The organism is Pseudomonas maioricensis, assembly GCF_022790535.1.
GTDB lineage: Bacteria > Pseudomonadota > Gammaproteobacteria > Pseudomonadales > Pseudomonadaceae > Aquipseudomonas > Aquipseudomonas maioricensis.
Genome location: NZ_LOHG01000031.1, coordinates 1 through 22044, shown reverse-complemented (window position 1 = coordinate 22044; position 22044 = coordinate 1). Strand labels below are relative to the sequence as shown.

Annotated in this window: 19 protein-coding genes; 8 read left to right on the top strand and 11 right to left on the bottom strand. The window is 57.4% G+C overall.

What is annotated here, in order from left to right:
* Window positions 1-14: 14 nt before the first annotated feature.
* Window positions 15-1199 carry a patatin-like phospholipase family protein gene (locus tag AUC61_RS25635; protein ID WP_243249036.1) on the top strand — a complete coding sequence of 395 codons (1185 nt, stop codon included), beginning with the start codon at window positions 15-17 and terminating at the stop codon, window positions 1197-1199.
* A 236-nt stretch (window positions 1200-1435) separates the two neighbouring features.
* On the opposite strand, the gene AUC61_RS25630 is transcribed toward AUC61_RS25635, so the two are convergent.
* The 3 genes from AUC61_RS25630 to AUC61_RS25620 all read right to left on the bottom strand — a co-directional run bounded on the left by AUC61_RS25630 (window position 1436) and on the right by AUC61_RS25620 (window position 4610).
* Window positions 1436-2290 carry a pirin family protein gene (locus AUC61_RS25630; RefSeq protein WP_243249035.1) on the bottom strand — a complete coding sequence of 285 codons (855 nt, stop codon included), beginning with the start codon at window positions 2288-2290 and terminating at the stop codon, window positions 1436-1438.
* 213 nt (window positions 2291-2503) lie between these two features.
* Window positions 2504-3319 (bottom strand): MlaA family lipoprotein, encoded by an 816-nt coding sequence (locus AUC61_RS25625; protein WP_122667460.1) that lies wholly within the window; start codon window positions 3317-3319, stop codon window positions 2504-2506.
* Window positions 3312-4610, bottom strand: a complete 1299-nt coding sequence (locus AUC61_RS25620; RefSeq protein WP_243249033.1) for a serine/threonine protein kinase — start codon at window positions 4608-4610, stop codon at window positions 3312-3314. The genes AUC61_RS25625 and AUC61_RS25620 overlap by 8 nt, the downstream gene beginning before the upstream one ends.
* 1275 nt (window positions 4611-5885) lie before the next feature.
* On the opposite strand from AUC61_RS25620, the gene AUC61_RS25615 reads away from it, so the two are divergent.
* From AUC61_RS25615 to AUC61_RS25605, 3 genes are all read left to right on the top strand, one after another.
* Window positions 5886-6734, top strand: a complete 849-nt coding sequence (locus AUC61_RS25615; protein ID WP_243249032.1) for a glycine betaine ABC transporter substrate-binding protein — start codon at window positions 5886-5888, stop codon at window positions 6732-6734.
* 336 nt (window positions 6735-7070) lie between these two features.
* A complete protein-coding gene (locus tag AUC61_RS25610; RefSeq protein ID WP_243249030.1) occupies window positions 7071-7382 on the top strand; it encodes a DUF485 domain-containing protein in 312 nt (103 codons plus the stop codon).
* Window positions 7379-9037: a cation acetate symporter gene (locus tag AUC61_RS25605; protein ID WP_243249028.1), complete on the top strand. Its 1659-nt coding sequence runs from the start codon at window positions 7379-7381 to the stop codon at window positions 9035-9037. Before AUC61_RS25610 ends, AUC61_RS25605 begins: the two co-directional genes overlap by 4 nt.
* Before the next feature lie 281 nt (window positions 9038-9318).
* Here AUC61_RS25605 and AUC61_RS25600 read toward each other — a convergent pair whose 3' ends face one another.
* Window positions 9319-9477, bottom strand: a complete 159-nt coding sequence (locus AUC61_RS25600) for a DUF3309 family protein (RefSeq protein ID WP_080238018.1) — start codon at window positions 9475-9477, stop codon at window positions 9319-9321.
* 230 nt (window positions 9478-9707) lie between these two features.
* Between AUC61_RS25600 and AUC61_RS25595 the strand changes: the two genes are divergently transcribed.
* From AUC61_RS25595 to csrA, 4 genes are all read left to right on the top strand, one after another.
* Window positions 9708-10079: a DUF2784 domain-containing protein gene (locus AUC61_RS25595; RefSeq protein WP_243249027.1), complete on the top strand. Its 372-nt coding sequence runs from the start codon at window positions 9708-9710 to the stop codon at window positions 10077-10079.
* A 115-nt stretch (window positions 10080-10194) separates the two neighbouring features.
* A complete protein-coding gene (locus AUC61_RS25590) occupies window positions 10195-11010 on the top strand; it encodes an SDR family oxidoreductase (protein WP_243249026.1) in 816 nt (271 codons plus the stop codon).
* Between the two features lie 185 nt (window positions 11011-11195).
* Window positions 11196-11522: a YnfA family protein gene (locus AUC61_RS25585; RefSeq protein ID WP_243249021.1), complete on the top strand. Its 327-nt coding sequence runs from the start codon at window positions 11196-11198 to the stop codon at window positions 11520-11522.
* Window positions 11523-11672: 150 nt separating this feature from the next.
* Window positions 11673-11885, top strand: coding sequence for a carbon storage regulator CsrA (gene csrA, locus AUC61_RS25580; RefSeq protein WP_243249019.1), 213 nt, complete (start codon window positions 11673-11675; stop codon window positions 11883-11885).
* Here csrA and AUC61_RS25575 read toward each other — a convergent pair whose 3' ends face one another.
* From AUC61_RS25575 to AUC61_RS25545, 7 genes are all read right to left on the bottom strand, one after another.
* Entirely contained in the window at window positions 11886-12113 is a 228-nt protein-coding gene (locus AUC61_RS25575; RefSeq protein ID WP_087265449.1) for a YheU family protein, read from the bottom strand.
* Window positions 12114-12508: 395 nt separating this feature from the next.
* On the bottom strand, window positions 12509-13711 hold the full coding sequence (locus AUC61_RS25570) for an osmoprotectant NAGGN system M42 family peptidase (protein WP_243249018.1): 1203 nt from the start codon (window positions 13709-13711) through the stop codon (window positions 12509-12511).
* A 125-nt stretch (window positions 13712-13836) separates the two neighbouring features.
* The gene (gene ngg, locus AUC61_RS25565; RefSeq protein ID WP_243249017.1) at window positions 13837-15585 is read right to left on the bottom strand and encodes an N-acetylglutaminylglutamine synthetase; all 1749 of its coding nucleotides are present in this window, start codon (window positions 15583-15585) and stop codon (window positions 13837-13839) included.
* A gap of 3 nt (window positions 15586-15588) precedes the next feature.
* Window positions 15589-17361 (bottom strand): N-acetylglutaminylglutamine amidotransferase, encoded by a 1773-nt coding sequence (locus AUC61_RS25560; RefSeq protein WP_243249016.1) that lies wholly within the window; start codon window positions 17359-17361, stop codon window positions 15589-15591.
* A gap of 304 nt (window positions 17362-17665) precedes the next feature.
* Window positions 17666-18739 (bottom strand): lipocalin-like domain-containing protein, encoded by a 1074-nt coding sequence (locus tag AUC61_RS25555; protein ID WP_243249014.1) that lies wholly within the window; start codon window positions 18737-18739, stop codon window positions 17666-17668.
* Window positions 18729-21209, bottom strand: a complete 2481-nt coding sequence (locus tag AUC61_RS25550; protein ID WP_243249013.1) for an ABC transporter permease — start codon at window positions 21207-21209, stop codon at window positions 18729-18731. The genes AUC61_RS25555 and AUC61_RS25550 overlap by 11 nt, the downstream gene beginning before the upstream one ends.
* Before the next feature lies 1 nt (window position 21210).
* The gene (locus AUC61_RS25545; protein WP_243249011.1) at window positions 21211-21879 is read right to left on the bottom strand and encodes an ABC transporter ATP-binding protein; all 669 of its coding nucleotides are present in this window, start codon (window positions 21877-21879) and stop codon (window positions 21211-21213) included.
* Window positions 21880-22044 lie beyond the last annotated feature (165 nt).

Sequence of the window (22044 nt, the reverse complement as noted above, 5' to 3'; positions counted from 1 at the left end):
TGAGGCGCAGCTAAATGCTTGAACCCGTCATCGCAATGGATGCTGTGAATGATGTAGAGCCCGTTACCGGGTTGATTCTGTCTGGTGGTGGGGCGAGGGCTGCTTATCAGGTCGGGGTGTTGGCGGGGATCGCCGATTTGCTGCCTCCTGGAGCACCCAATCCGTTTCCGGTCATCGTCGGTACCTCCGCGGGTGCCATCAATGCCGTCAAACTGGCCAGCGGTGCATTGCATTTTCGAACCGCTATTCATCAGTTGACCGAGTTCTGGCAGGGTTTTCGTAGCCATCAGGTGCTGCGTAGCGACTGGCCAGGCGTGATGAGTCAGGCTGGCCGATTCTTCGGCAACAGCCTGTTGGGGATCGGTTCCCAGGTGCCCGTTGCGTTGCTCAACAGCTCGCCGCTGCGGGATCTACTGACCGAGCGGCTGGATCTGCAAGGCATCGATGCTGCTATCGCAGCCAAACACCTGCGCGCTGTGGCAGTCACCGCATTTGGTTACGAGTCGGGTCACGCCATGACTTTCTACCAAGGCAAGGGCACCATCGATCCGTGGCTGCGCCATCGGCGCCTGGGCGTACCGACCCAGTTGACCATCGACCATTTGCTCGCCAGTTCGGCCATCCCGCTGTTGTTCGCGCCGGTCAAAATCGATCAGGAATACTTCGGCGACGGCGCTGTGCGTCAATCCGCACCTATCAGCCCGGCATTGCATCTGGGGGCCAATCGCGTGTTGGTCGTCGGTGTCAGCGGCAACCCGCGAGGCGCCGATGCCAACAGGCAGGTGCAACGGGTCACGAACGGCAAGCAGCCCACTCTGGCGCAGATTAGTGGACACATGCTTAACAGCACGTTCATTGACAACCTTGAAAGTGACATTGAAGTCCTGGAGCGCATGAATCTGGTCAGTGATCTGCTGCCCTGCGAGCATCGGGTGCGACAGAAGGGGCTGGCTCCGGTTGAAGTCCTGATCATCGCCCCAAGCCAGCCGATCGACCAGATCGCTGCACGCCACCGCCATGAACTGCCCCGCGCACTGCGCACCTTTCTGCGTGGCCCCGGAGCTACCAAGACCAGTGGCGCCAGTGTGCTCAGCTATTTGCTGTTTGAAGCGGGTTACTGTCGGGAGTTGATCGAACTGGGCCGCCATGACGCTATCGCTCAGGGCGAACAGCTGAAGCGCTTTTTGCGGTTGTATTGAACCTGCTATAGGCGACGTGGGGCCGGCTAACACCGGTCACGCGACATCGGCCAATATTTGGGATTGCATAGATCCTGTGGGAGCGAGGCTTGCCCGCGATAAGGCTGGACGCGATAGACCTGATATCTGCAGTGCTCTTATCGCGTGCAAGCCTCGCTCCCACAATTGATTGCATATCTCCTGTAGGAGAGCGTTTTGCCCCCCAAGGTGTCAGTGCCGACAACCCAAAACAGTATTCAAGCCGTCAACCGATCATCCCGAAAGTCCCGCAGCGCCTGCTCGATTTCTTCCCGGGTGTTCATCACGAACGGTCCGTATTGCACGATCGGTTCACGCAGTGGCTTGCCTGCGATCAGTAACACTCGGGCACCGTCTGTAGTGTTCAGTTGAAGCTCGCCTTCCCCGGACAGTCGCACCATGCGGCTGGCACTGACGCTCTGCGGATGACCGGCTAGCTCCAGGCTGCCCTCGTAGACATACAGCAACGCAAGATGCCCTTGGGGAATCTTCGGGCTGATGCTGCTACCGGCAGGCATGTGAAAGTCGAAATACTGCGGCTCAGTGTCTGGACGCTGCACTGCACCCGCTTGCTGGATTTGGCCGTCGTCGAACTGACCGGCGATCACCACTACATCAACACCGTTTTGGGTCGTTAGACGCGGGATGTTCTCCGGCTGGATGTCCTGATAGCTGGCGTCGTTGAGCTTGTTCTTGCCTGGCAGGTTCAGCCACAGCTGGAAGCCGCGCATCACACCTTCTTCCTGCTCAGGCATTTCGCTGTGGATAATGCCTCGCGCAGCGGTCATCCATTGCACGCCGCCACCTTGCAGCAGGCCGACGTTGCCCATGTGATCTTCATGACGCATACGGCCTTCGAGCATGTAGGTCACGGTTTCAAAACCACGGTGCGGATGTGGCGGGAAGCCGGCGATGTAATCGTCCGGCTTGTCGGAACCGAACTCATCAAGCATCAGAAACGGATCGAACTGCTCGACACCTGGCCCACCAAATACACGCGTCAGTTTTACCCCGGCACCGTCCGACGCGGGTTGACCCGCCTGGATCGAAAGCACTTTACGAAATTGGCTCATGGCGTTTCTCCTCATCAATGGCGACTATGCTATGCCTGTTTGGCCGATTGATGGGTGATGATTTTACGGGTGATTGATCAGGGATTTGGATGTTTTAGGGGGGGGATGCGAGCACCGCTCCCACAGGGTGACCGCATTCCAAATAGAGTATTGATGTGCACAAAAAAACGGCCAGCCGGATCGCTCCGGCTGGCCGTTTTTTACGCCGTGGTGTTACTCGGCGATCTGCAACTTGCGGGCTTCGGTGTAGACGTAACGCACTTTCTCGTATTCGAACGGCGAGTTCATCTGACCGTAGCGGAAGCTGGTGGTGTAGCGACGATCAATCGCCCGTAACAGGTAGAGTTCCGGGTGATCGCTGCTGACCTGTGCCACGTTGAGGAAGTTGATCTGCGATTCGGCCGTGAAGTCGAACAGCAGGCCGCCGGTGTCACGCAGGTTGGACGGGCCAAGCAGCGGCAGGACCAGGTACGGACCGGCCGGTACACCGTAGAAACCTAGAGTCTGGCCGAAGTCTTCGTTCTGGCGAGGCAGCCCCATTTTGGTTGCCGGGTCCCACAGGCCAACGACACCGATGGTGGTGTTAACCAGCAGGCGACCTGTGGTTTCCAGCGAGCGCTGACCTTTGAACTGGAACAGGCTGTTCAGCAGGTTAGGGATTTCACCCAGGTTGGCGAAGAAGTTGCTCACGCCAGTACGCACGAAACTTGGGGTCACGTAGCGGTAGCCGTTGACCACCGGAAGGAAAACCCACTCATCGAAACGGTAGTTGAAGTGGTAGACGCGCCGGTTCCAGGACTCAAGCGGGTCATAGACTTCCAGTGCGGTCAGCGTGGCGCGTTCAAATTCCCGTTGATCAAGGCCGGGGTTGAACTGCAGCGATTTTAGCGGCTGGGTAAAACCGTCAGCATCGTCTTGACGCAGCACAGTGGCCGGGTGTTCGGCGATATTGCTGTCGACGACCGGGTCCGCAGCCTGAACGGTCCCTGCGCAGAGCAGGGCAGCGAGGAGTAAAAGACGTTTAGCCACGGAAGAACTCCAGCATGGCGTCGCTGTTGACGCGGTAATTGATGTTGCCGCAATGGCCGCCGTAAGGGTAAACGGTCAGGCGATCGCCGAATGTCTTGCGCAGGAAACCCAGGTCGCCGGAGCCCAGAATCACATCGTCAGCGTTGTGCATGACGGAGATCTTCTTGCTGGTGTGCAGGTAATCCTTGAGCGCGTACAGGCTGACCTGATCAACCAATTGCAGCAGGCTGCCGCCATCGGTGCGGGCACGCCACATCGGGATAACTTGCTCGGTCAGGTAGCAGTCGAAGTCGCACTGCAGCGCGCGACGCAGGAACGGCGAAAGGCTGGTGCCTTCGGTGATCGGGAATTTCGGTGGCGTGATCAGACCGCGACGGTTGATCAGGTCAGAGGTAAACGCGATATCGGCCGATGAAAAGCGGAACGAGGTGCCGATCAACATCGCCATCTGTTCATTGGTCAGGTGCTGCTTGGACTGCTGGAAGTCATACAGCAGTGCGTCGTTGAGGTCGATGTAACCTTTCTGACGGAAGTAGCGGGTCAGTTTGGCCAGTACCAGCTCATAGAACGTGGTGCTGTTGTCGATGCCCTTGACGTTGGTCTGTACCAGCTTGTCCAGGTTGGAGATCGAGGTGTAGAGGTTGACCGGCGGGTTGAGCAGCAGGACTTTCTTGAAGTTGAAGCTGCGGCGGGTTTCATCCAGACGACTGACAAATGCTGCGTTCAGCGCGCCCAGGCTGTAACCGGTCAGGTAGAAATCGGTGATTTTCAGTTCGGTTTGTTGCGCGCGTACCGCTTGCATTACGCGGTACAGGTCCTCGGCATCTTCAGTAGAGATACCCGGGGTCGCGAAACGCGAGGCCGAGCTCATGAAGTCATAGCTGGTTGGCGAAGACAGCTGAACAACGTGGTAGCCCGCGCCGTAGTACAGCTTCTTGAGGAATTCGTTGATGGTGCTGTTGTAAGGCGCGCCGGTGCCTGCGATCAGAAAGATCAATGGCGCGGCATGGTCTTGTTTGGCCATGCGGTAACGCAGCTTTTTCACGGCCCAGAAGTTGTCTGGCAGCGTGAACTCGCGCTCTGGGCGCAGATTCAGGGTGTAGTCGTCCTGATCGATGTCATCGTCTGCTGGCAGCTCCGGACGCATGTCGGGAGGCGTGGTAGCAATGGTTGCTTCGAATGGGTTCTTTAGAGGATAGCCATACGTGGCGGGGTCGACATCGACCGCCATAGCGGACGCACTCAAACAGAGGCCACCAATGACGGCAGCAAAGCGCAGGAAACGGAGCATGACTAGATCCCTTGGGAAAGAAGTGCTGATGAGGTACGCGGGCTATGACCATTGGTGTAGTGCCAAAGTGCCGTGATCGCCAGCGAACCTTTTGTAAATAGTTCGAGACAATACACGTTCTCTGGCGTCAGGGGAGCAGCAGTGTGCTTTTTTGTCGTTTATAAAATGAATGGGCGGGATTTGCGGGGGGGCTTGCGTTACGCGGCATGCGGTGTGGCTGTCTGCACAGGATCCCTGTAGGAGTGAGCTTGCTCGCGATAGCGTTTAATCAGGCGAGCTATTTTTTGATAGGTCGATTGCAATCGCGAGCAAGCTCACTCCTACAGCTCTGCACGATTTGTGGCAGACAGCATAAAGGGGAGCCTGGGCTCCCCTTTAAATGGTTTTACGTGCTCTTTTTTTATTGTTTTAGGGTGGCCTGTTGTTGTTTTTGGCGACCGCTCCCTTTACTGCGTTCTTGTTCGATCCCCATCCGGGATCAAGAGCAAACGTATTTTTTTGAGCGCTGACCTTACTTCGACCTTGCGATCCAACCAGTTCGGGAGCTACCTGAAGGTAGTTTTATTGTTCTCTGCCCGGTTGCGAGAGCCCGAAGGCGCCTCCGTGAAGCTGATCCACTCCAAAAAAATCTGTTAGCTGCGTCTCTGTGCCTTTGTTCTTGTTATGTCAGAGCCGATACGTCTTGTTCTTATTAGGTGTACTGCATTTTTATTCTTGTTATGCCAGAGATACAGCAGGGTCTGTGCCAACTTTAATAATTCTATTAAAATCAATAGCTTGCGATTTTCAATATTTGCTTTGCCGGTGCAGGGGTGGTGATTATGTTCCCGTGTTACACGCTGTTACAGCGATTGCTGACCTCGCGGTAACACTCCTGTCATTGAAAAGCGTTACCCGGTAGCGGCCGATGAGAAGGCGAGTCGAATGCCTCGATGCGCTGCACTTCAACAAGACACAGGTCTTTTATCGCTATCAGGGAGGGGGTGTCGTTTGACATGCAAATTTCGGACGGAACTGCCCGCCTTTTACGACAAGGTTGTCGCTGATGGCACTCAGGTGTCGTTTCTCCGTGCCTTGATGTCGCTGACAGAGCATGTCGTATTGCTCCACAGGTTGATGATCAAGGGGCGATACGATGCTGGCCATCATTCGTCGAGTCATTGAGGCGTGAAAAAGTGCGCAGTGCTCCAAGGCTGGGCGCGGACTGCGGTCTTTATAAAAACGTTAACGATGCCTGACCTTATTGTCGGGCGCGAGACTACCGGGGAAGTAACGATGAAAATGCGAAAAATCCTGGGCGTGAGTGCTGCTCTGGCGCTTGCTGTCAGTTCCACGCTGGCACATGCCAAAGAAGTGAGTATCGGTTACGTCGATGGCTGGTCCGACAGCGTCGCGACCACGAACGTCGCTGCTGAAGTCATCAAGCAAAAGCTGGGTTATGACGTGAAACTCCAGGCAGTGGCGGCCGGGATCATGTGGCAGGGCGTTGCGACGGGCAAGCTGGACATGATGCTGTCGGCCTGGCTGCCTGTTACCCACGGCGAGTACCTGGCCAAGAATAAAGACAACGTTGTGAACTATGGCGCCAACTTCAAGGACGCCAAAATTGGCTTGATCGTGCCCGAGTACGTGAAAGCCAACAGCATTGAAGACCTCAAGACGGATGATTCCTTCAAGAAGAAAATCACCGGTATCGATGCGGGGTCGGGCGTGATGCTCAAGACCGATGAAGCCATCAAGGCTTACGGGCTGGATGGTTACAAACTGCAGGCCAGTTCGGGGGCGGGCATGATTGCCGAGCTGACTCGTGCTTATGGCAAGGAGCAGTCCATCGCAGTGACCGGCTGGGTACCGCACTGGATGTTTGCCAAGTGGAAGCTCAAGTTCCTTGAAGATCCGAAGGGCGTCTATGGTGCTGCTGAAACCGTTGACAGCATCGGTAGCAAAGAGCTGGCCACCAAGGCACCGGAAGTTGTCGAGTTCCTGAAGAAATTCCAGTGGAAGTCCAAGGATGAAATTGGCGAGGTCATGCTGGCTATTCAGGACGGCGCCAAACCAGAAGCAGCTGCCAAGGATTGGGTCGCTAAGCACCCTGATCGCGTGAAGGAGTGGACTGGCAAATAAGTCAGCCTGCTTGCGTAGCATCCGAAGCCGCCCGGTTTAACGACCGGGCGGTTTTTTGTGTCCAGGTAAAAAGTCTTGTACCCCCACGACTTTAAGAGTCTTGGTGGCCTTTTGTAGGAGTGAGCTTGCTCGCGATAGCGTCGGGGCAGTCAAAGAGTTCATTCCCTGACCCGACGCTATCGCGAGCAAGCTCACTCCTACAGGCCTGGTCGATTGAAAGCACAACGCCCAATCTACGACTAATGTCGCTCTAATACTAAGGTCGTCTGGAGCGCTTGCCAGACCAGACTAAAGTGCAAGACGTGACATCTCATCTGTGCTGCGAGGACAAAAACAATGAACGACAGCATTTACCTCTCGATTCAAAACAGCCCCCGTTTCAAGGAGCTGGTATCCAAAAGGGAGCGGTTCGCCTGGATTCTTTCAGCGATCATGCTCGGGCTGTACGCCGCTTTCATCCTTTTGATTGCGTATGGACCACACATTCTGGGCGCGAAACTCAGCGCTACTTCGACCATTACCTGGGGAATGCCGATTGGGGTCGGCCTGATCGTGTCTGCTTTTGTGCTGACCGGCATCTATGTTCGTCGTGCCAACGGTGAATTCGATGACCTGAACAACGCCATCCTGAAGGAGGCACAGCAATGATCGGGCGTCTATCTGCAGCATTCGGCCTGGCCGCCTTTGCACCGTCGCTCTGGGCGGCTGATGCATTGACCGGCGCTGTGCAAAAGCAACCGTTGAACACCTCGGCGATCATCATGTTCCTGGTGTTCGTCGCGTTCACGCTGTACATCACCTATTGGGCGTCGAAGAAAAACAAGACAGCCTCGGACTACTATTCAGCAGGCGGCAAGATCACCGGTTTTCAAAACGGCCTGGCCATTGCCGGTGACTACATGTCAGCGGCGTCCTTCCTGGGTATTTCCGCCCTGGTGTACACCTCTGGTTATGACGGCCTGATCTACTCGATCGGCTTCCTGGTGGGCTGGCCGATCATTCTGTTTCTGATCGCCGAGCGTCTGCGTAACCTGGGCAAATACACCTTTGCTGACGTGGCCTCTTATCGCCTCAAGCAGAAAGAAATTCGCACCCTGTCCGCCTGCGGTTCGTTGGTAGTGGTTGCGTTCTACCTGATCGCGCAGATGGTTGGCGCAGGCAAGCTGATTCAGTTGCTGTTCGGGCTGGACTACACCGTTGCGGTGATTCTGGTCGGTATCCTGATGTGCCTGTATGTGCTGTTTGGCGGCATGCTGGCCACCACCTGGGTACAGATCATCAAGGCTGTCATGCTGCTCTCCGGTGCGTCGTTCATGGCGCTGATGGTAATGAAGCACGTCAACTTCGACTTCAACATGCTGTTTGCCGAGGCGGTCAAGGTTCACCCTAAAGGTGAAGCGATCATGAGCCCGGGCGGTCTGGTGAAAGATCCGATTTCGGCGTTCTCTCTGGGCCTGGCGCTGATGTTCGGTACCGCGGGTCTGCCACACATCCTGATGCGTTTCTTCACCGTGAGCGATGCTAAAGAAGCGCGCAAGTCGGTGTTCTACGCAACGGGCTTCATCGGTTACTTCTACATCCTGACCTTCATCATCGGCTTCGGCGCGATCCTGCTGGTCAGCACCAACCCTGCGTTCAAGGATGCAGCGGGCGCTCTGTTGGGTGGTAACAACATGGCAGCGGTTCACTTGGCCGATGCGGTCGGCGGCAGTCTGTTCCTGGGCTTCATCTCGGCAGTTGCGTTCGCCACCATTCTGGCAGTGGTTGCCGGGCTGACTCTGGCGGGTGCTTCGGCGGTATCCCACGACCTGTATGCCAGCGTGATCAAAGAGGGAAAGGCCAACGAGAAGGACGAAATCCGTGTTTCGAAGATGACTACTATTGCGCTGGCAGTGGTGGCAATCCTTCTGGGCATCGCTTTCGAAAGCCAGAACATCGCGTTCATGGTGGGCCTGGCGTTCTCCATCGCGGCCAGCTGTAACTTCCCGGTACTGCTGCTTTCCATGTACTGGAAAAACCTGACCACCCGTGGCGCCATGATTGGCGGCTGGATGGGCCTGGTCAGCGCCGTGGTGCTGATGATCCTCGGTCCGACCATCTGGGTATCGATCCTGCACAACCCGAAAGCCATCTTCCCGTACGAATACCCGGCGCTGTTCTCTATCGCCATCGCATTCGTGGGCATCTGGTTCTTCTCTATCACCGACAAGTCGAAAGCGGCAGAGGGCGAGCGTGCCTTGTTCTATCCGCAGTTCGTACGCTCCCAGACTGGCTTGGGTGCCAGCGGCGCGTCGTCGCACTAAGCTGTCGTAAATGCTCCATAAGAAAGCAGCCTTCGGGCTGCTTTTTTATTTGCCGTAATTCTGTAGGAGTGAGCTTGCTCGCGATTCGTTCTTTCAGTCGATGAATATGTTGCCTTTGCTGACGCTATCGCGAGCAAGCTTGCTCCTACAAGACTGTGTTTGCCGCGTGATAGTGTAGTGTCAGATAGCCCACGCTCGTTCTAAAACTGAAACCCGCTAGTTATTAGCCAATAAAAAGCCCCGCTATAAGCGGGGCTCTTTTGCTGTCTGGCGCGGGAACGTTATATCCGTCCCAACAGCACCAATATCAGCAGAATCACCAGAACGGTACCGATGATGCCCGATGGACCGTAGCCCCAGCTGCGCGAGTGCGGGAAGACTGGCAGACCGCCGATCAACAGCAGAATCAGGACGATGATAAGAATAGTGCCGATGCCCATGATGAGTTCCTTCCTTAGTTCTTGGTAAATGGCTAGAACAGTTCAAGCTTCCGCCCGATGGCATAAAGTTTGTGCTGCTTGAATGATCCGACTGTAGGCGTTCGAAAAAAGTCCATCGAAAAGGTGAGAAAGTTTACATTTTGAAAAAAGTTTATAGTGGGCAAAAACAAGTTGAACTTTAAACACCTGAAGCTGTTTCTGTTTTCGCCTTTTTGCTTGAGGACATGTACATGCTCTATCGTCTGGGCGCTGATGCTGTATTGGTCATTCATCTACTGTTCATCGTGTTCGTGCTGTTTGGCGGGCTGCTGGTTTTGCGCTGGAGCTGGGTGATGGTTTTGCACATACCGGCGATGATCTGGGGAGCTGTGGTGGAGTTTTTCCATTTTTACTGTCCGCTAACGCCTCTGGAGAATGCATTACGTGTCCGCGCGGGCGGAGAAGGGTATGACGGGGGATTCATCGAGCACTATCTGATCGCGTTGATTTATCCGGCAGGCCTGACCCCACAGATCCAGCTGTGGCTGGGTGCTGTAGTGCTGGTGGTCAACGCCGCAGTGTATGCCTGGATCATCCTGCGTTTATGGCGCAAGCCCACGTAGGCCGTGGGTTTGCCCGTGTCATTCAGCGCCCTGATGGTGGGTCGAAGTGATGATTTCCGTGGTTACACTGGGCTCACGCTGTAAAACATGAGCCCCTAACCACAAGGCGTTTGTTATGCAAAATCGCATCATGATCACTGGTGCAGGTTCCGGCCTGGGTCGCGAAATCGCTTTACGCTGGGCCCGGGAAGGCTGGCGCCTGGCACTGTCTGACGTCAACGATGTTGGTTTGCAGGAAACCTTGAAACTGGTGCGGGAGGCCGGTGGCGATGGCTTCGTTCAGCGCTGCGACGTACGTGACTACAGTCAACTGACGGCGCTGGCTCAAGCGTGCGAAGAGAAGTTTGGTGGCATCGACATTATTGTCAATAACGCTGGCGTAGCTTCGGGAGGCTTCTTTAACGAACTGTCTCTGGAAGACTGGGACTGGCAGATCGCGATCAATCTGATGGGCGTGGTCAAAGGTTGTAAGGCTTTTTTGCCAATGCTTGAAGCGAGCAAAGGCAAGATCATCAATATTGCATCCATGGCTGCCCTGATGCAGGGGCCGGCCATGAGCAATTACAACGTCGCCAAGGCCGGTGTCGTGGCTCTTTCCGAAAGTTTGCTGGTTGAACTAAGTGAGCAGGAAGTGGGCGTGCATGTCGTCTGCCCGTCTTTTTTTCAGACCAATCTGCTGGACTCCTTCCGCGGCCCGACTCCGGCCATGAAAGCTCAGGTCGGAAAACTGCTGGAAAGCTCGCCGATTACGGCAACGGATATCGCTGACTACATCTACGAACATGTCGCGCAAGGCGAATTCATGATCCTGCCCCACGAGCAAGGGCGCATGGCCTGGCAACTGAAACAGAAAAATCCCCAGGCGCTGTACGACGAGATGACAAGCATGTGCGCGAAGATGCGCGCCAAGGCGCGGCAGGGTAGGGAGTAGATTACCGGCGATGAAATGCAATCTCTGTGGGAGCCGGGCTTGGTCTGGGCTCCCACATGAGATTGCATTCCAGTTCAACTGTAGTGTTGTTCATAAGCGCCCTCTTGGGCCCATGCCTTTCGTTACATCCACTGTTTTCTGATACGGTTGCCGCCATCCATTGCAACCGCTGAAGAGAAATTTCTGTGCTCAATTACTTGTGGTTTTTCCTGGCGGCGTTGTTCGAGATCGCGGGCTGCTATGCGTTCTGGATGTGGCTACGCCAGGGGAAAAGTGCGCTGTGGGTGATTCCGGCGTTGATCAGCCTGGCAGTGTTCGCGGTCTTGCTGACCCGTGTCGAAGCGGCGTACGCAGGCCGTGCTTATGCGGCGTATGGCGGGATCTACATTATTGCTTCTATAGGCTGGCTGGGAATCATAGAGCGAGTCAGGCCGCTGACACTGGACTGGTTGGGCGCGGCACTCTGTTTGGTGGGCGCGAGCATCATCCTCTTTGGCCCTCGCTGGCAGTAAGTTTTCCTACCTGATTGGTCGTTAAGTAAGACATTTCTGTCAGTTAAGTCTGGCGGAGGTGAAGGACGTTACTGATTTTGTCCAGGCCAATTGATGCCTGGAGACAGGCCATGCAATCTGCTCTCCGGTTAACAATAAGAGAGCAAGGAAATGCTGGTTATATTGCGGGAAGCAGGGGAGGTGTTTTCGATCGGCGAAGAGATCACCGTACAGGTTCTGGCTATTCACGGTAATCAGATTCGTTTGGGGATTGAGGCCCCACGGCACGTCAAGGTTCACCGTGCCGAAGTCTACGAGCGTATTGCCAAGAGGCTTTCGAGTCAGTCGAAGGGTGAGGGGAAGCTACCCGACACTAGCTCATGATCAGTCGAAGAATTCTTTTGGAACATCGTGCTTGAGCATGAGCTGGCACTGTTGGCTTTCCAGGTCGAAAAAAATCACTGCCTGGCCTTTGCTCAAAGCATGACGTACACGCAAGACTCGGGTTTCCAATGGGGTTTCGTCGCCATTGTCGGTTCCGTCACGGGTCACGAAATCTTCAATCAGACGGGTGAGGGTGTCAGCTTCGAGTTGGTCGTGGGGGATCAGCATGGGCGCTCTCGCATCAATTCCCCGCGATGATAGTGCCGATGTCTGAAAAAAGCAGGGAGATTTTCCCGGACGCAGATAGCAGGAAGTTGTGAACCCGAACGGTACAGACTGTGTGAAAACTACTGCGCTCGGCAATACTGCGTTAAAAACAGCCGAAAAATGCTCATTTAGAACACCTAGACTCCGCTTTTTCGGCTGTTTTTGCCTTGTCTTGCCGTCGCTCGCTACGTTTTCACACAGTCTGGGTAGGAGCGAATTCATTCGCGAATGTGGTGTTCCAGTACATAAATCCATAGCGACTGTACGTGCCTCTTCGCGAATGAATTCGCTCCCACGTGAACTGTGTTTCAGGCAAACACAGAGTCTCCCCTGGAGGTGTTTTTCCGCCCTAAGCGTTACTCCACCTCTTCCCGGTTCTGCCCCACCAGACTGTCGACGCTCGGTACCCGGGTATCGGTTTCCATCTGTGCATCGTGCTCGATCTGATGGCTGAAGCGCTCAAGCGAAGACTGTGCAGGCTGCGCATCGCTGGCGAAGACCGGCGGGCTGAGCATGTAGGCACCCAGCAGGCGGCTCAGTGCGGCGAGGCTATCGATGTGAGTCCGCTCATAGCCATGAGTTGCGTCGCAACCGAACGCGAGCAGGGCGGTACGGATGTCGTGGCCTGCGGTGACTGCCGAATGCGCATCGCTGAAGTAGTAGCGGAACATGTCGCGACGGACTGGCAGTTCATTCTCACTGCCCAAACGCAGCAGATGCCGGGACAGGTGATAGTCGTAAGGGCCACCGGAATCCTGCATTGCCACGCTGACCGCGTGTTCGCTGGAGTGTTGGCCGGGAGCAACCGGCGCGATATCGATGCCGACGAATTCACTGACATCCCAAGGCAACACGCCCGCAGCGCCGGTGCCGGTTTCCTCGGTTATGGTGAACAGTGGGTGGCAATCGATCTGCGGCTCGGCACCACTGTCGACAATAGCTTTAAGTGCCGCCAGCAGTGCGGCGACACCGGCTTTGTCGTCCAGGTGACGGGCACTGATATGGCCGCTTTCGGTGAATTCCGGCAGCGGATCAAACGCTATGAAGTCGCCGATACCGACACCCAGAGATTCGCAATCGGCTTTGGTGGTGCTGTAAGCGTCGAGGCGCAACTCGACGTGATCCCAACTGATGGGCATTTCGTCGACAGCCGTGTTGAACGCATGACCGGAGGCCATCAACGGCAGCACGCTGCCGCGAATCACGCCATGGTCAGTGAATACGCTGACCCGGCTGCCTTCGGCGAAGCGGCTTGACCAGCAGCCAATCGGTGCGAGTGACAGGCGACCGTTGTCTTTGACCTCACGCACGGCGGCACCAATGGTGTCCAGGTGAGCGGAGACCGCGCGGTCAGGGCTGTTTTGCTTGCCTTTGAGGGTGGCGCGAATCGTGCCGCGCCGGGTCAGCTCAAAAGGGATGCCCAGCTCTTCAAGACGCTCAGCGACGTAGCGCACGATGGTGTCGGTGAAGCCTGTGGGGCTTGGGATCGCGAGCATTTCCAACAGGACTTTCTGCAGGTAGTTCAGATCCGGTTCGGGGATATTTTTTGCAGTGGTCATTGGGGTACTCCTGAAATACGAGAGCTGTACACGGCTTTCTTGTAGGAGCTGCCGAAGGCTGCGAAGGGGATGGATCACAATCGCAGCCTGCGGCAGCTCCTACAGGAGCACGGCACAGCGGAGATTCACACGTGCGCAGGCAAACTGTGCGGAAACAGCAGATCGACAAACTTTTCTGCCGTCGGTTGCGGTTCATGGTTGGCGAGCCCGACGCGTTCGTTGGCCTCGATGAAAACGTACTCGGGCTGATCGGCGGCCGGGACCATCAAGTCCAGGCCCACCACCGGGATGTCCAGCGCACGGGCGGCGCGGATGGCTGCGTCGCTGAGCACCGGGTGCAGAATCGACGTTACATCCTCCAGGCAGCCACCGGTGTGCAGGTTGGCAGTGCGGCGTACCGCCAGACGTTCGTCCATGGGCAATACGCTGCTGAGTTCATAACCGGCATCACGCACCGTACGCTCGGTTTCCTCGTCCATGGGGATCTTGCTTTCGCCACTGGTCGCTGCGGCACGACGCCGACTCTGGGCCTCGATCAACTGGCCGATGGTATGGCGACCATCACCCACGACTTCAGCAGGTCGACGAATTGCTGCGGCGACTACTTCGAAGCCGATCACGACAATGCGCAGATCCAGCCCCTCGTGGAAGCTTTCCAGAATGACCCGGGTGTCGAACTGTTTGGCGCGTTCGATGGCGCCGTGCATTTCTTCGACGGTTTGCAGATTGACGGCAACGCCTTGGCCTTGCTCGCCATCCAGCGGTTTGACAACGATTTGCTTGTGCTCTTCAAGAAACGCCCGATCAGCCTCGTCGTCACCCGCCCGTTGTTGCGCAGGCAACTTCAGGCCTGCAGATTTCAGGGCCTTGTGGGTCAGGCTCTTGTCCTGACACAGCGTCATACTGACCGCGCTGGTCAAGTCGCTCAGCGATTCCCGGCAACGAATCCGGCGTCCGCCATATGCCAGCGTAAACAAGCCAGCCTCGGCGTCATCCACCTGTACTTCGATACCCCGACGGTGCGCTTCTTCAACAATAATCCGCGCGTATGGATTGAAATCAGCTTCCGGGCCAGGGCCTAGAAACAGTATTTCGTTGATGCCGTTTTTGCGCTTGATGGCGAAGGTTGGCAAGTTGCGAAAACCCAGCTTGGCGTACAGCGCCTTGGCTTGCTGATTGTCATGCAGCACCGACAGGTCCAGATAACTCAGGCCACGGCTCATGAAATGCTCAATCAGATGACGCACCAGCACTTCGCCAACACCGGGGCGCGTGCATTGCGGGTCTACGGCCAGGCACCAGAGGCTGCTGCCGTTTTCCGGATCATTGAACGCCTTGTGATGATTGAGGCCCATGACGCTGCCGATCACCGCATTAGTCGTCTCATCCTCCGCCAGCCAGTAAACCGGACCGCCTTGATGACGCGGGGTCAGCAGCTCCGGGTCGATGGGCAGCATGCCGCGCGCGATGTACAGATTGTTGATGGCCTGCCAATCGGCACTGTTCTGCGCCCGGCGAATCCGAAAGCCGCGAAACACCCGTTGCGCAGGACGGTAATCGCTGAACCACAGGCGCAAGGTGTCCGACGGGTCGAGAAACAATTGTTGAGGCGATTGAGCGAGCACCTGCTGCGGGGCAGCGACATACAGCGCAATATCGCGCTCGCCCGGCTTCTCGTTGAGCAACTCATTGGCCAGCGCAGCCGGATCAGGGTAAGTGTGGCCGATCAGCAGTCGGCCCCAGCCGCAATGCAGGGCGAGCGGTTTGGCTTCATTGTCACTGCCGTCCTCTGCAAAGCGCGCTTGAAGCCGTTCATACGAAGGCGACTGGCCGCGCAACAGGCGCTGACTGTAGGTCGTCGAGTGCTGTTTCATTAATCAGAGTCCTTGTTCGCTGAGCCACAGGTTCAGCGCTGCCAACTGCCACAACTTGGAGCCGCGCAGAGGCGTCAGTTGACCTTCCGGGTTGGTCAACAGTTTGTCGATCATGGCCGGGTTGAACAGGCCGCGATCCTGGCTCGGGTCAACCAGCAAGTCGCGTACCCAACCCAGCGTCGCACCTTCCAGATGCTTGAGGCCCGGTACCGGGAAGTAACCTTTTTTACGGTCGATCACTTCCGAAGGGATGACCAGACGCGCAGCTTCTTTCAGCACCTGTTTGCCGCCGTCAGGCAACTTGAATTTGCCGGGAATACGCGCCGACAGTTCCACCAGGCGATAGTCCAGGAACGGCGTACGCGCTTCCAGGCCCCAGGCCATGGTCATGTTGTCGACGCGCTTGACCGGGTCATCGACGAGCATGATCGTGCTGTCCAGACGCAGTGCCTTGTCCACGGCCGCATCGGCGCCCGGTTGAGCGAAGTGCTCGCGAACAAAATCACCCGCTGCATCGTTGGCGGTCAGCCACTTGGGCTGCACGGTTGCCGCGTACTCGTTATAACTGCGATCGACAAACGCATCGCGATAAGCCGCAACCGGATCGGCAGCGCCATCAACTTGCGGATACCAGTGATAGCCGGCGAACAGCTCGTCGGCACCCTGGCCGCTTTGCACCACTTTGCAGTGCTTGGAGACTTCGCGGGACAGTAGATAGAAAGCGATGCAGTCATGACTCACCATCGGCTCGCTCATGGCGCGAAACGCCGCAGGCAACTGCTCGATAATCTCGTGTTCCTGAATGCGCAACTGATGGTGATTGGTGCCGTAATGCCTGGCGATCAGGTCGGAGTACTGGAATTCGTCACCACGTTCACCACCTGCATCTTCAAAACCGATGGAGAAGGTCGACAGGTTTTCGACGCCGACTTCGCGCAGCAATCCAACCAGCATGCTCGAATCGACGCCGCCGGAAAGCAATACACCGACATCCACTGCCGCACGCTGACGAATCGCCACCGCTTCGCGAGTACTGTCGAGCACACGATCACGCCAGTCTTCCAGCGTCAGATTGGCCTCATCGGCATGCGGGCCGTAAGGCAGACGCCACCAGACTTGCTGTTCAGTCTTACCGTGGGCATCAATGCGCATCCAGCTGGCAGGTGCGAGCTTTTCGACACCGGCGAGCAAGGTGCGCGGGGCTGGGACCACAGCGTGGAAGTTCAGGTAATGATTGAGGGCCACCGGGTCGAGCATGCCGCTGATGTCGCCACCTTTGAGCAGGGCTGGCAGTGTCGATGCGAAGCGCAGGCGCTTGTCAGTGCGCGAAAAGTACAGCGGCTTGACGCCCAGACGGTCACGAGCGATGAACAGCTCTTGCTTGTCGCGATTCCAGATCGCAAAGGCAAACATGCCATTGAGCTTGGGTAGTAAATCAACGCCCCAGGCGTGATAGCCCTTGAGCAACACTTCGGTGTCGCCGTCGGAATGGAACTGGTAACCCAGGTTTTGTAGCTCGGTCCGCAGTTCCGGATAGTTATACACCGCGCCGTTGAAGGCCATTGAAAGGCCCAGGTGGCTGTCGATCATTGGCTGCGCAGAGGCGTCCGACAGGTCCATGATTTTCAGGCGGCGATGACCAAGAGCAATCGGCCCCTGGCTGTGAAACCCCCACGCATCCGGGCCGCGAGGCGCCAGCTCATGGGTAATGCGTTCAACAGCGGCTAGATCCGCCGGTTGATGGTCGAAACGTAATTCTCCAGCTAATCCGCACATAAGTCCTTACCGGTTTTCCGTTGGGGAAGGTGGCTGAGAAAGTGCAGCCACCCAGAAACTGACCCATGGGAAACGGGGGAGTTTTAGATCAATCGGTTATAAGGGCTTCAGTGGTGGCTAGATTTGGGTTCAATTCCTGTATGAACTTTGGAATGCATTACCCCGTGGGAGCAGAGCTTGCTCGCGATAAGAACACCGCGGTCTATCCGAATCGAGTCCAGCCATATCGTCGGAATGCCGCCCAGACCAAGCTCTACTCCTACAGAGGATCATCGAAGGCACTTGCACTCTATGCGTGCAGCCATCAATACCCGGTCATCTCCAGATACCCCACACCTTTATGACTGCCACTCAAGGTAATCGGGCCCTCCCAGTAGGGAATCTGCAGGTCCATCCAGGCCTTGGGATTCAGGGCTTCGGTGATGATTTCCAGACCCTTGCCGGGGATTTTCACCGACCAGCGGGTCGGCATGTCGTGGCCTGCAACGCGAGTATTGGCCAATGGCAACAGGCTGATGTCGTTGGCGGTCAGCAGTTGTGTGCTGCCGTCAGCGTTGATCCATGTGCCGGTCAGGTAGGGCTCGCCCTGTTTTTGGCGCATGCGATACAGCATCAACTCTTCGCCACTGTCCAGATGCACCGAGAACCAGTCCCAGCCGGTCTGGTTGGAGGTCAACGGCTGGCTGCTCCATTCGCGATCCAGCCACGCCGGGCCGCTGACTTGATAACGTTTGCCAGCGATGGTCAGTTCGCCGTCGGCTTGAAAGTACGGCTGGCTGTAGTAATACGAAGCCTGACCCTGTTCGGATTTCTGACTGAAGCCCTGTGTGCCCTGCAGCACCAGCGGTTTGCTGGCCGTCAGATGGAGCTGATAAGCGAACTGCGGCCCCTTGGCCTGCAATTGCATGTCAGCCAACGGGTCTGCCGTGGTCGAATCGCTGCGCAGTGCCCAGTCGTCGATCCACGCTGAAAATGGCGTGAGCTTTACCCCTGCCTGTTCGATACCGCCCCGTGCATAGCGCTCCGCCGCGTAGTGTTGCGTGGCCGAGGTCACCGCAGCGTGGCCCATCCAGATCGTCCCGTCATTCCAGCCCGAGCCCTCAGCACCGGCGCGTAACGCATTGCGGAACAGTGTCCATTGCACGCCGAAGTTCTGCCCTTGCTCGTCCTTGAGGTTGGCGGTGATATACCACCACTCGATGCGGAATCCCGGATGCGGGCCGTGATCCTCCGGAAAGGCGAACTTACGGCCCGGCGTGACCGGGGTGAACTGTTCTGCCTGATTGCCCAGACCGGCGAAACCCTGTTCTGGCTCGGCAGGTTTATCACAGCCGGCAAGGGTCAGGAGAATTAGCAGCACCAGCCGGTTAATTTTCATTGGCAAACGTCCTCAGCAGGTCGGCAGGGCGAGTACGCGACAGCTTCAACAGTGGCCATGCAGAGGCGAGCAGGGTTGCGAGGAGTGCCAGCGCTGCGAGTTGCAGGAGCTGCGCAGGGAAGATATGCAGCGGCAAGCGCCAGCCGAAGGCCTGCACGTTGATCACTGCATCCAGACACCACGCCAGCAGCAAGCCCAGTGGCAACGCCAGAATCAGGGTCAGCACCGCCAGCAACCAGGTCTGGCCGAGGTTGAGCAGCATCAACTGGCGACGCGTGACACCCAGCGCCCACAACGGCGCGAGTTGCCCGAGGCGGTTTTGACTCTGGGTCAGCAGGCTGATGAACAGCGCGATACCCGCGACGGCGAGGGTCAGGCTGTTCAGCGCTGCGGTGGCGGCGAAAGTGCGTTCAAAGATCTGTGTGGACCAGCCTTTGAGTTGGGTCTGATCAATGATGTGGTTGTCGTCCAGCGCGAATCGCTGTTGCAGCTCGCTGACCAGCGCGGGCACGGCGGCCGGATCGATGCGCAGGTTAAAGCGATTGGCAGCCAGTTGTGGCCAGTGGCGCAGCAAGCGTTGGGCATTGACCAGCAAGTGGCCTTTGGGATTGCCGTAGTCGGCGTAGACACCCACGATACGTGGCGTCCACTGGCCGTCAGGGGCGGGAATCACCAGGGTTTCGCCGACGCTCAGTTTGAGGCGGCGAGCCAGTTGCTCGCTGATCATCACGCTATCACTCTGGACCAGTTGGTCCCATGGATCGCCACTGACGGCCTCCAGCAGCGGCCAATGCTCGCGGTAGGTTGAATGATCCACCACGCCGAACAGGTCCGCGGGCCAGCCGTCCAGTTGGATCGGCACCTGCCAGTTAGGCAGTATCGCGCCAACGCTGGGTTGCTGCGCGAGCCAGTCTTGCAGTTCGGGGGTTTGGGCAGCATTTTGCGGGGTGACGTACAACTCGGCGGTCAGCCTTTGTTCCAGCCAGTTGCCGAAGGTTTGCCGGAAGCCGGACGTCATGCTCCCCGCTCCGATATTGGCCGCCAGCGCGAGCAGCAAGGCCATCAATGCCAGGCTCAGGGCGGGCAGTTGTTGACGGCAATCAGCCAGAAACCATTGGCCCAATACTGAGCGACTGCGGCCCAGTAACACCTTGAGCAGACTGTTGAGCACCACCGGCAGGCCCAGAGCCGCAGCCAGCAGCAGGGCGCCTGTCAACACAAAGCCGGCCGCGAGGCTGTCACCCAGCACCAGCGCAAGCAATGCAATGATTACGGCACCGCCAGCCACCCAACCCTGACGGCGCAACCAGCGGCTGTGGGCCTGATGCCAGGCCTGAGGATTGGCCAGCGCGAGCAAGGGCAGGCGCGCCGCACGCAGCAAACTGCTGACGCCAGCCAGCAATGCACCCAACACACTCAAGCCAAGGCCGCCCAGCCACCAGACCGGACTCAGGCTCAGTTGCCCGGCGACCTCAGCGCCATACAAGCCGCGCAGGCTGGCAGCGACATCGGGCAGTAGCAGGCTAGCCAGCACATAACCGCTGGCAATCCCGAGCAGTCCGCCGAGCAGGGCCAGTACTCCAAGCTCCATCGCCAGTGCCGTGATCAGCATTCTGGCGCTAACGCCACAGGCGCGCAGATTGCGCAGCAGTCCCCGGCGCTGCTCCAGCGCGAGGCCGATCGCGGCATGCACAATGAACAGGCCGACGATGAAGGCGAGCACGCCCAGTGCGTTCAGGTTCAGGTGGAAACTTTCCGTGAGGCGCGCCAGGTTGTTCTCTTCGCCGCCTTTCTTGAGTTGAAGCTGACCGTTCAACTCCGGCGGTAGAGGTGGATTACTCGCGGCGAATTCCCTGGGCAACAGCAAACGCGACAGCTGATCGGGCATTTCCAGCAGTGGCTGGGCGAAGCCTATATCAGTGAGCAGCACGCCCGGTGCCATGTCCACCCGGCTGCGCAGCGGCGGCAGGGCGTGCCCGTTGCTGGTCAACGGTTGCTGGCCTTCGTGCAAGCCCAGCGCTTGCAGGGTTTGTGTGGCGATCCAGGTCTGGCCCGGCGGGGTGAGAAAGTCGACGATCCCGCTCAGGTCCAGCGTCTGTCCGGCAACCGCCGAGCCGCTGGGTAACGAAACCGGGTCAATGCCCATTAGTTGCACCCGGCGATCTTCCAGCCCACTCAGGATGATTCGTCCTTGTACCACGGGCGACACGGGCCAGCCCGAACGGCGCAGGCTTATGAACAGTCCTTGTGAGAACGCTGCATTGTTGGCGGTGACAAGGCTGCTTTGCGGTTCGCCGCCGATCAGTTGGCTGGCCTGGGCGTAGCTCTGCCGCGCCTGGCTGTTGAGCGCCTGCACACCGGTCAACAGCGCAGTGGCTAGCCACAGTCCTGTCAGCACGCTGAAAAACTGCACCGGATGACGTCGCCAATGGCTGAGCAGGGCGCGCAATGTCCAATAGAGAACCGGCACCTCAGTACCCGTTCCCGGTTGCCAGGCGACCATGGTGCAGGGTGACTTGATGGGCAAGACGCGCGGCGACCCGTGGGCTGTGGGTGACCATCAACAGGCTGGTCGAGCTGTCGCTCAACAGGTCCAGCAGGAGTTGCAGGACTTCATCGCTGGTGGCTTCATCAAGGTTGCCGGTGGGCTCGTCGGCCAGCAGTAAACCCGGCCGCGACGCCAGCGCCCGGCCAATCGCAACCCGCTGTTGTTGGCCGCCGGACAGTTGTTCGGGATAGCGTTTGAGCAAGTCACCAAGACCCAGCCGCTCCACCAGTTGTGCTTGCCAATCGGACTGGAAGCGTCCCGCCAGCCGCGCCTGGAAGGCGAGATTGTCTTCGACCTTGAGGCTGCCGATGAGGTTGAATTGCTGGAACACGAGACCAATTTCCGTGCGTCGCCAGTTGGCGAGTTGTGATTCGCTCATGCGATCCAGCCGCTGCCCGGCGATTTCGATCTGCCCTGCATCGACCTGATCAAGGCCTGCTACCAAGTGCAGCAAGGTGCTTTTGCCACTGCCTGATTCGCCCATGAGTGCCAGGCTGCTGCCGCTCTGCAACGCCAGGTCCACCCCACGCAAAACTGCCAGTGGGCCCTGGGCGGTGGCGTAGCTCTTGAAGACGTTTTTTACTTCAAGCATGGGTGGCTCTGATTGGCGGGGGATTAGGGGAGGATAGCAATATTGTGTACATATCCGTTGTTGCGTTCATGGCTGATATTGGTTGCGCTTTTACAGCGCGTCACTTTTGATGGAGCGCAAAAGTAACCAAAACGCTCTTGCCCCACCACTGGGTGCCTCGCTGGT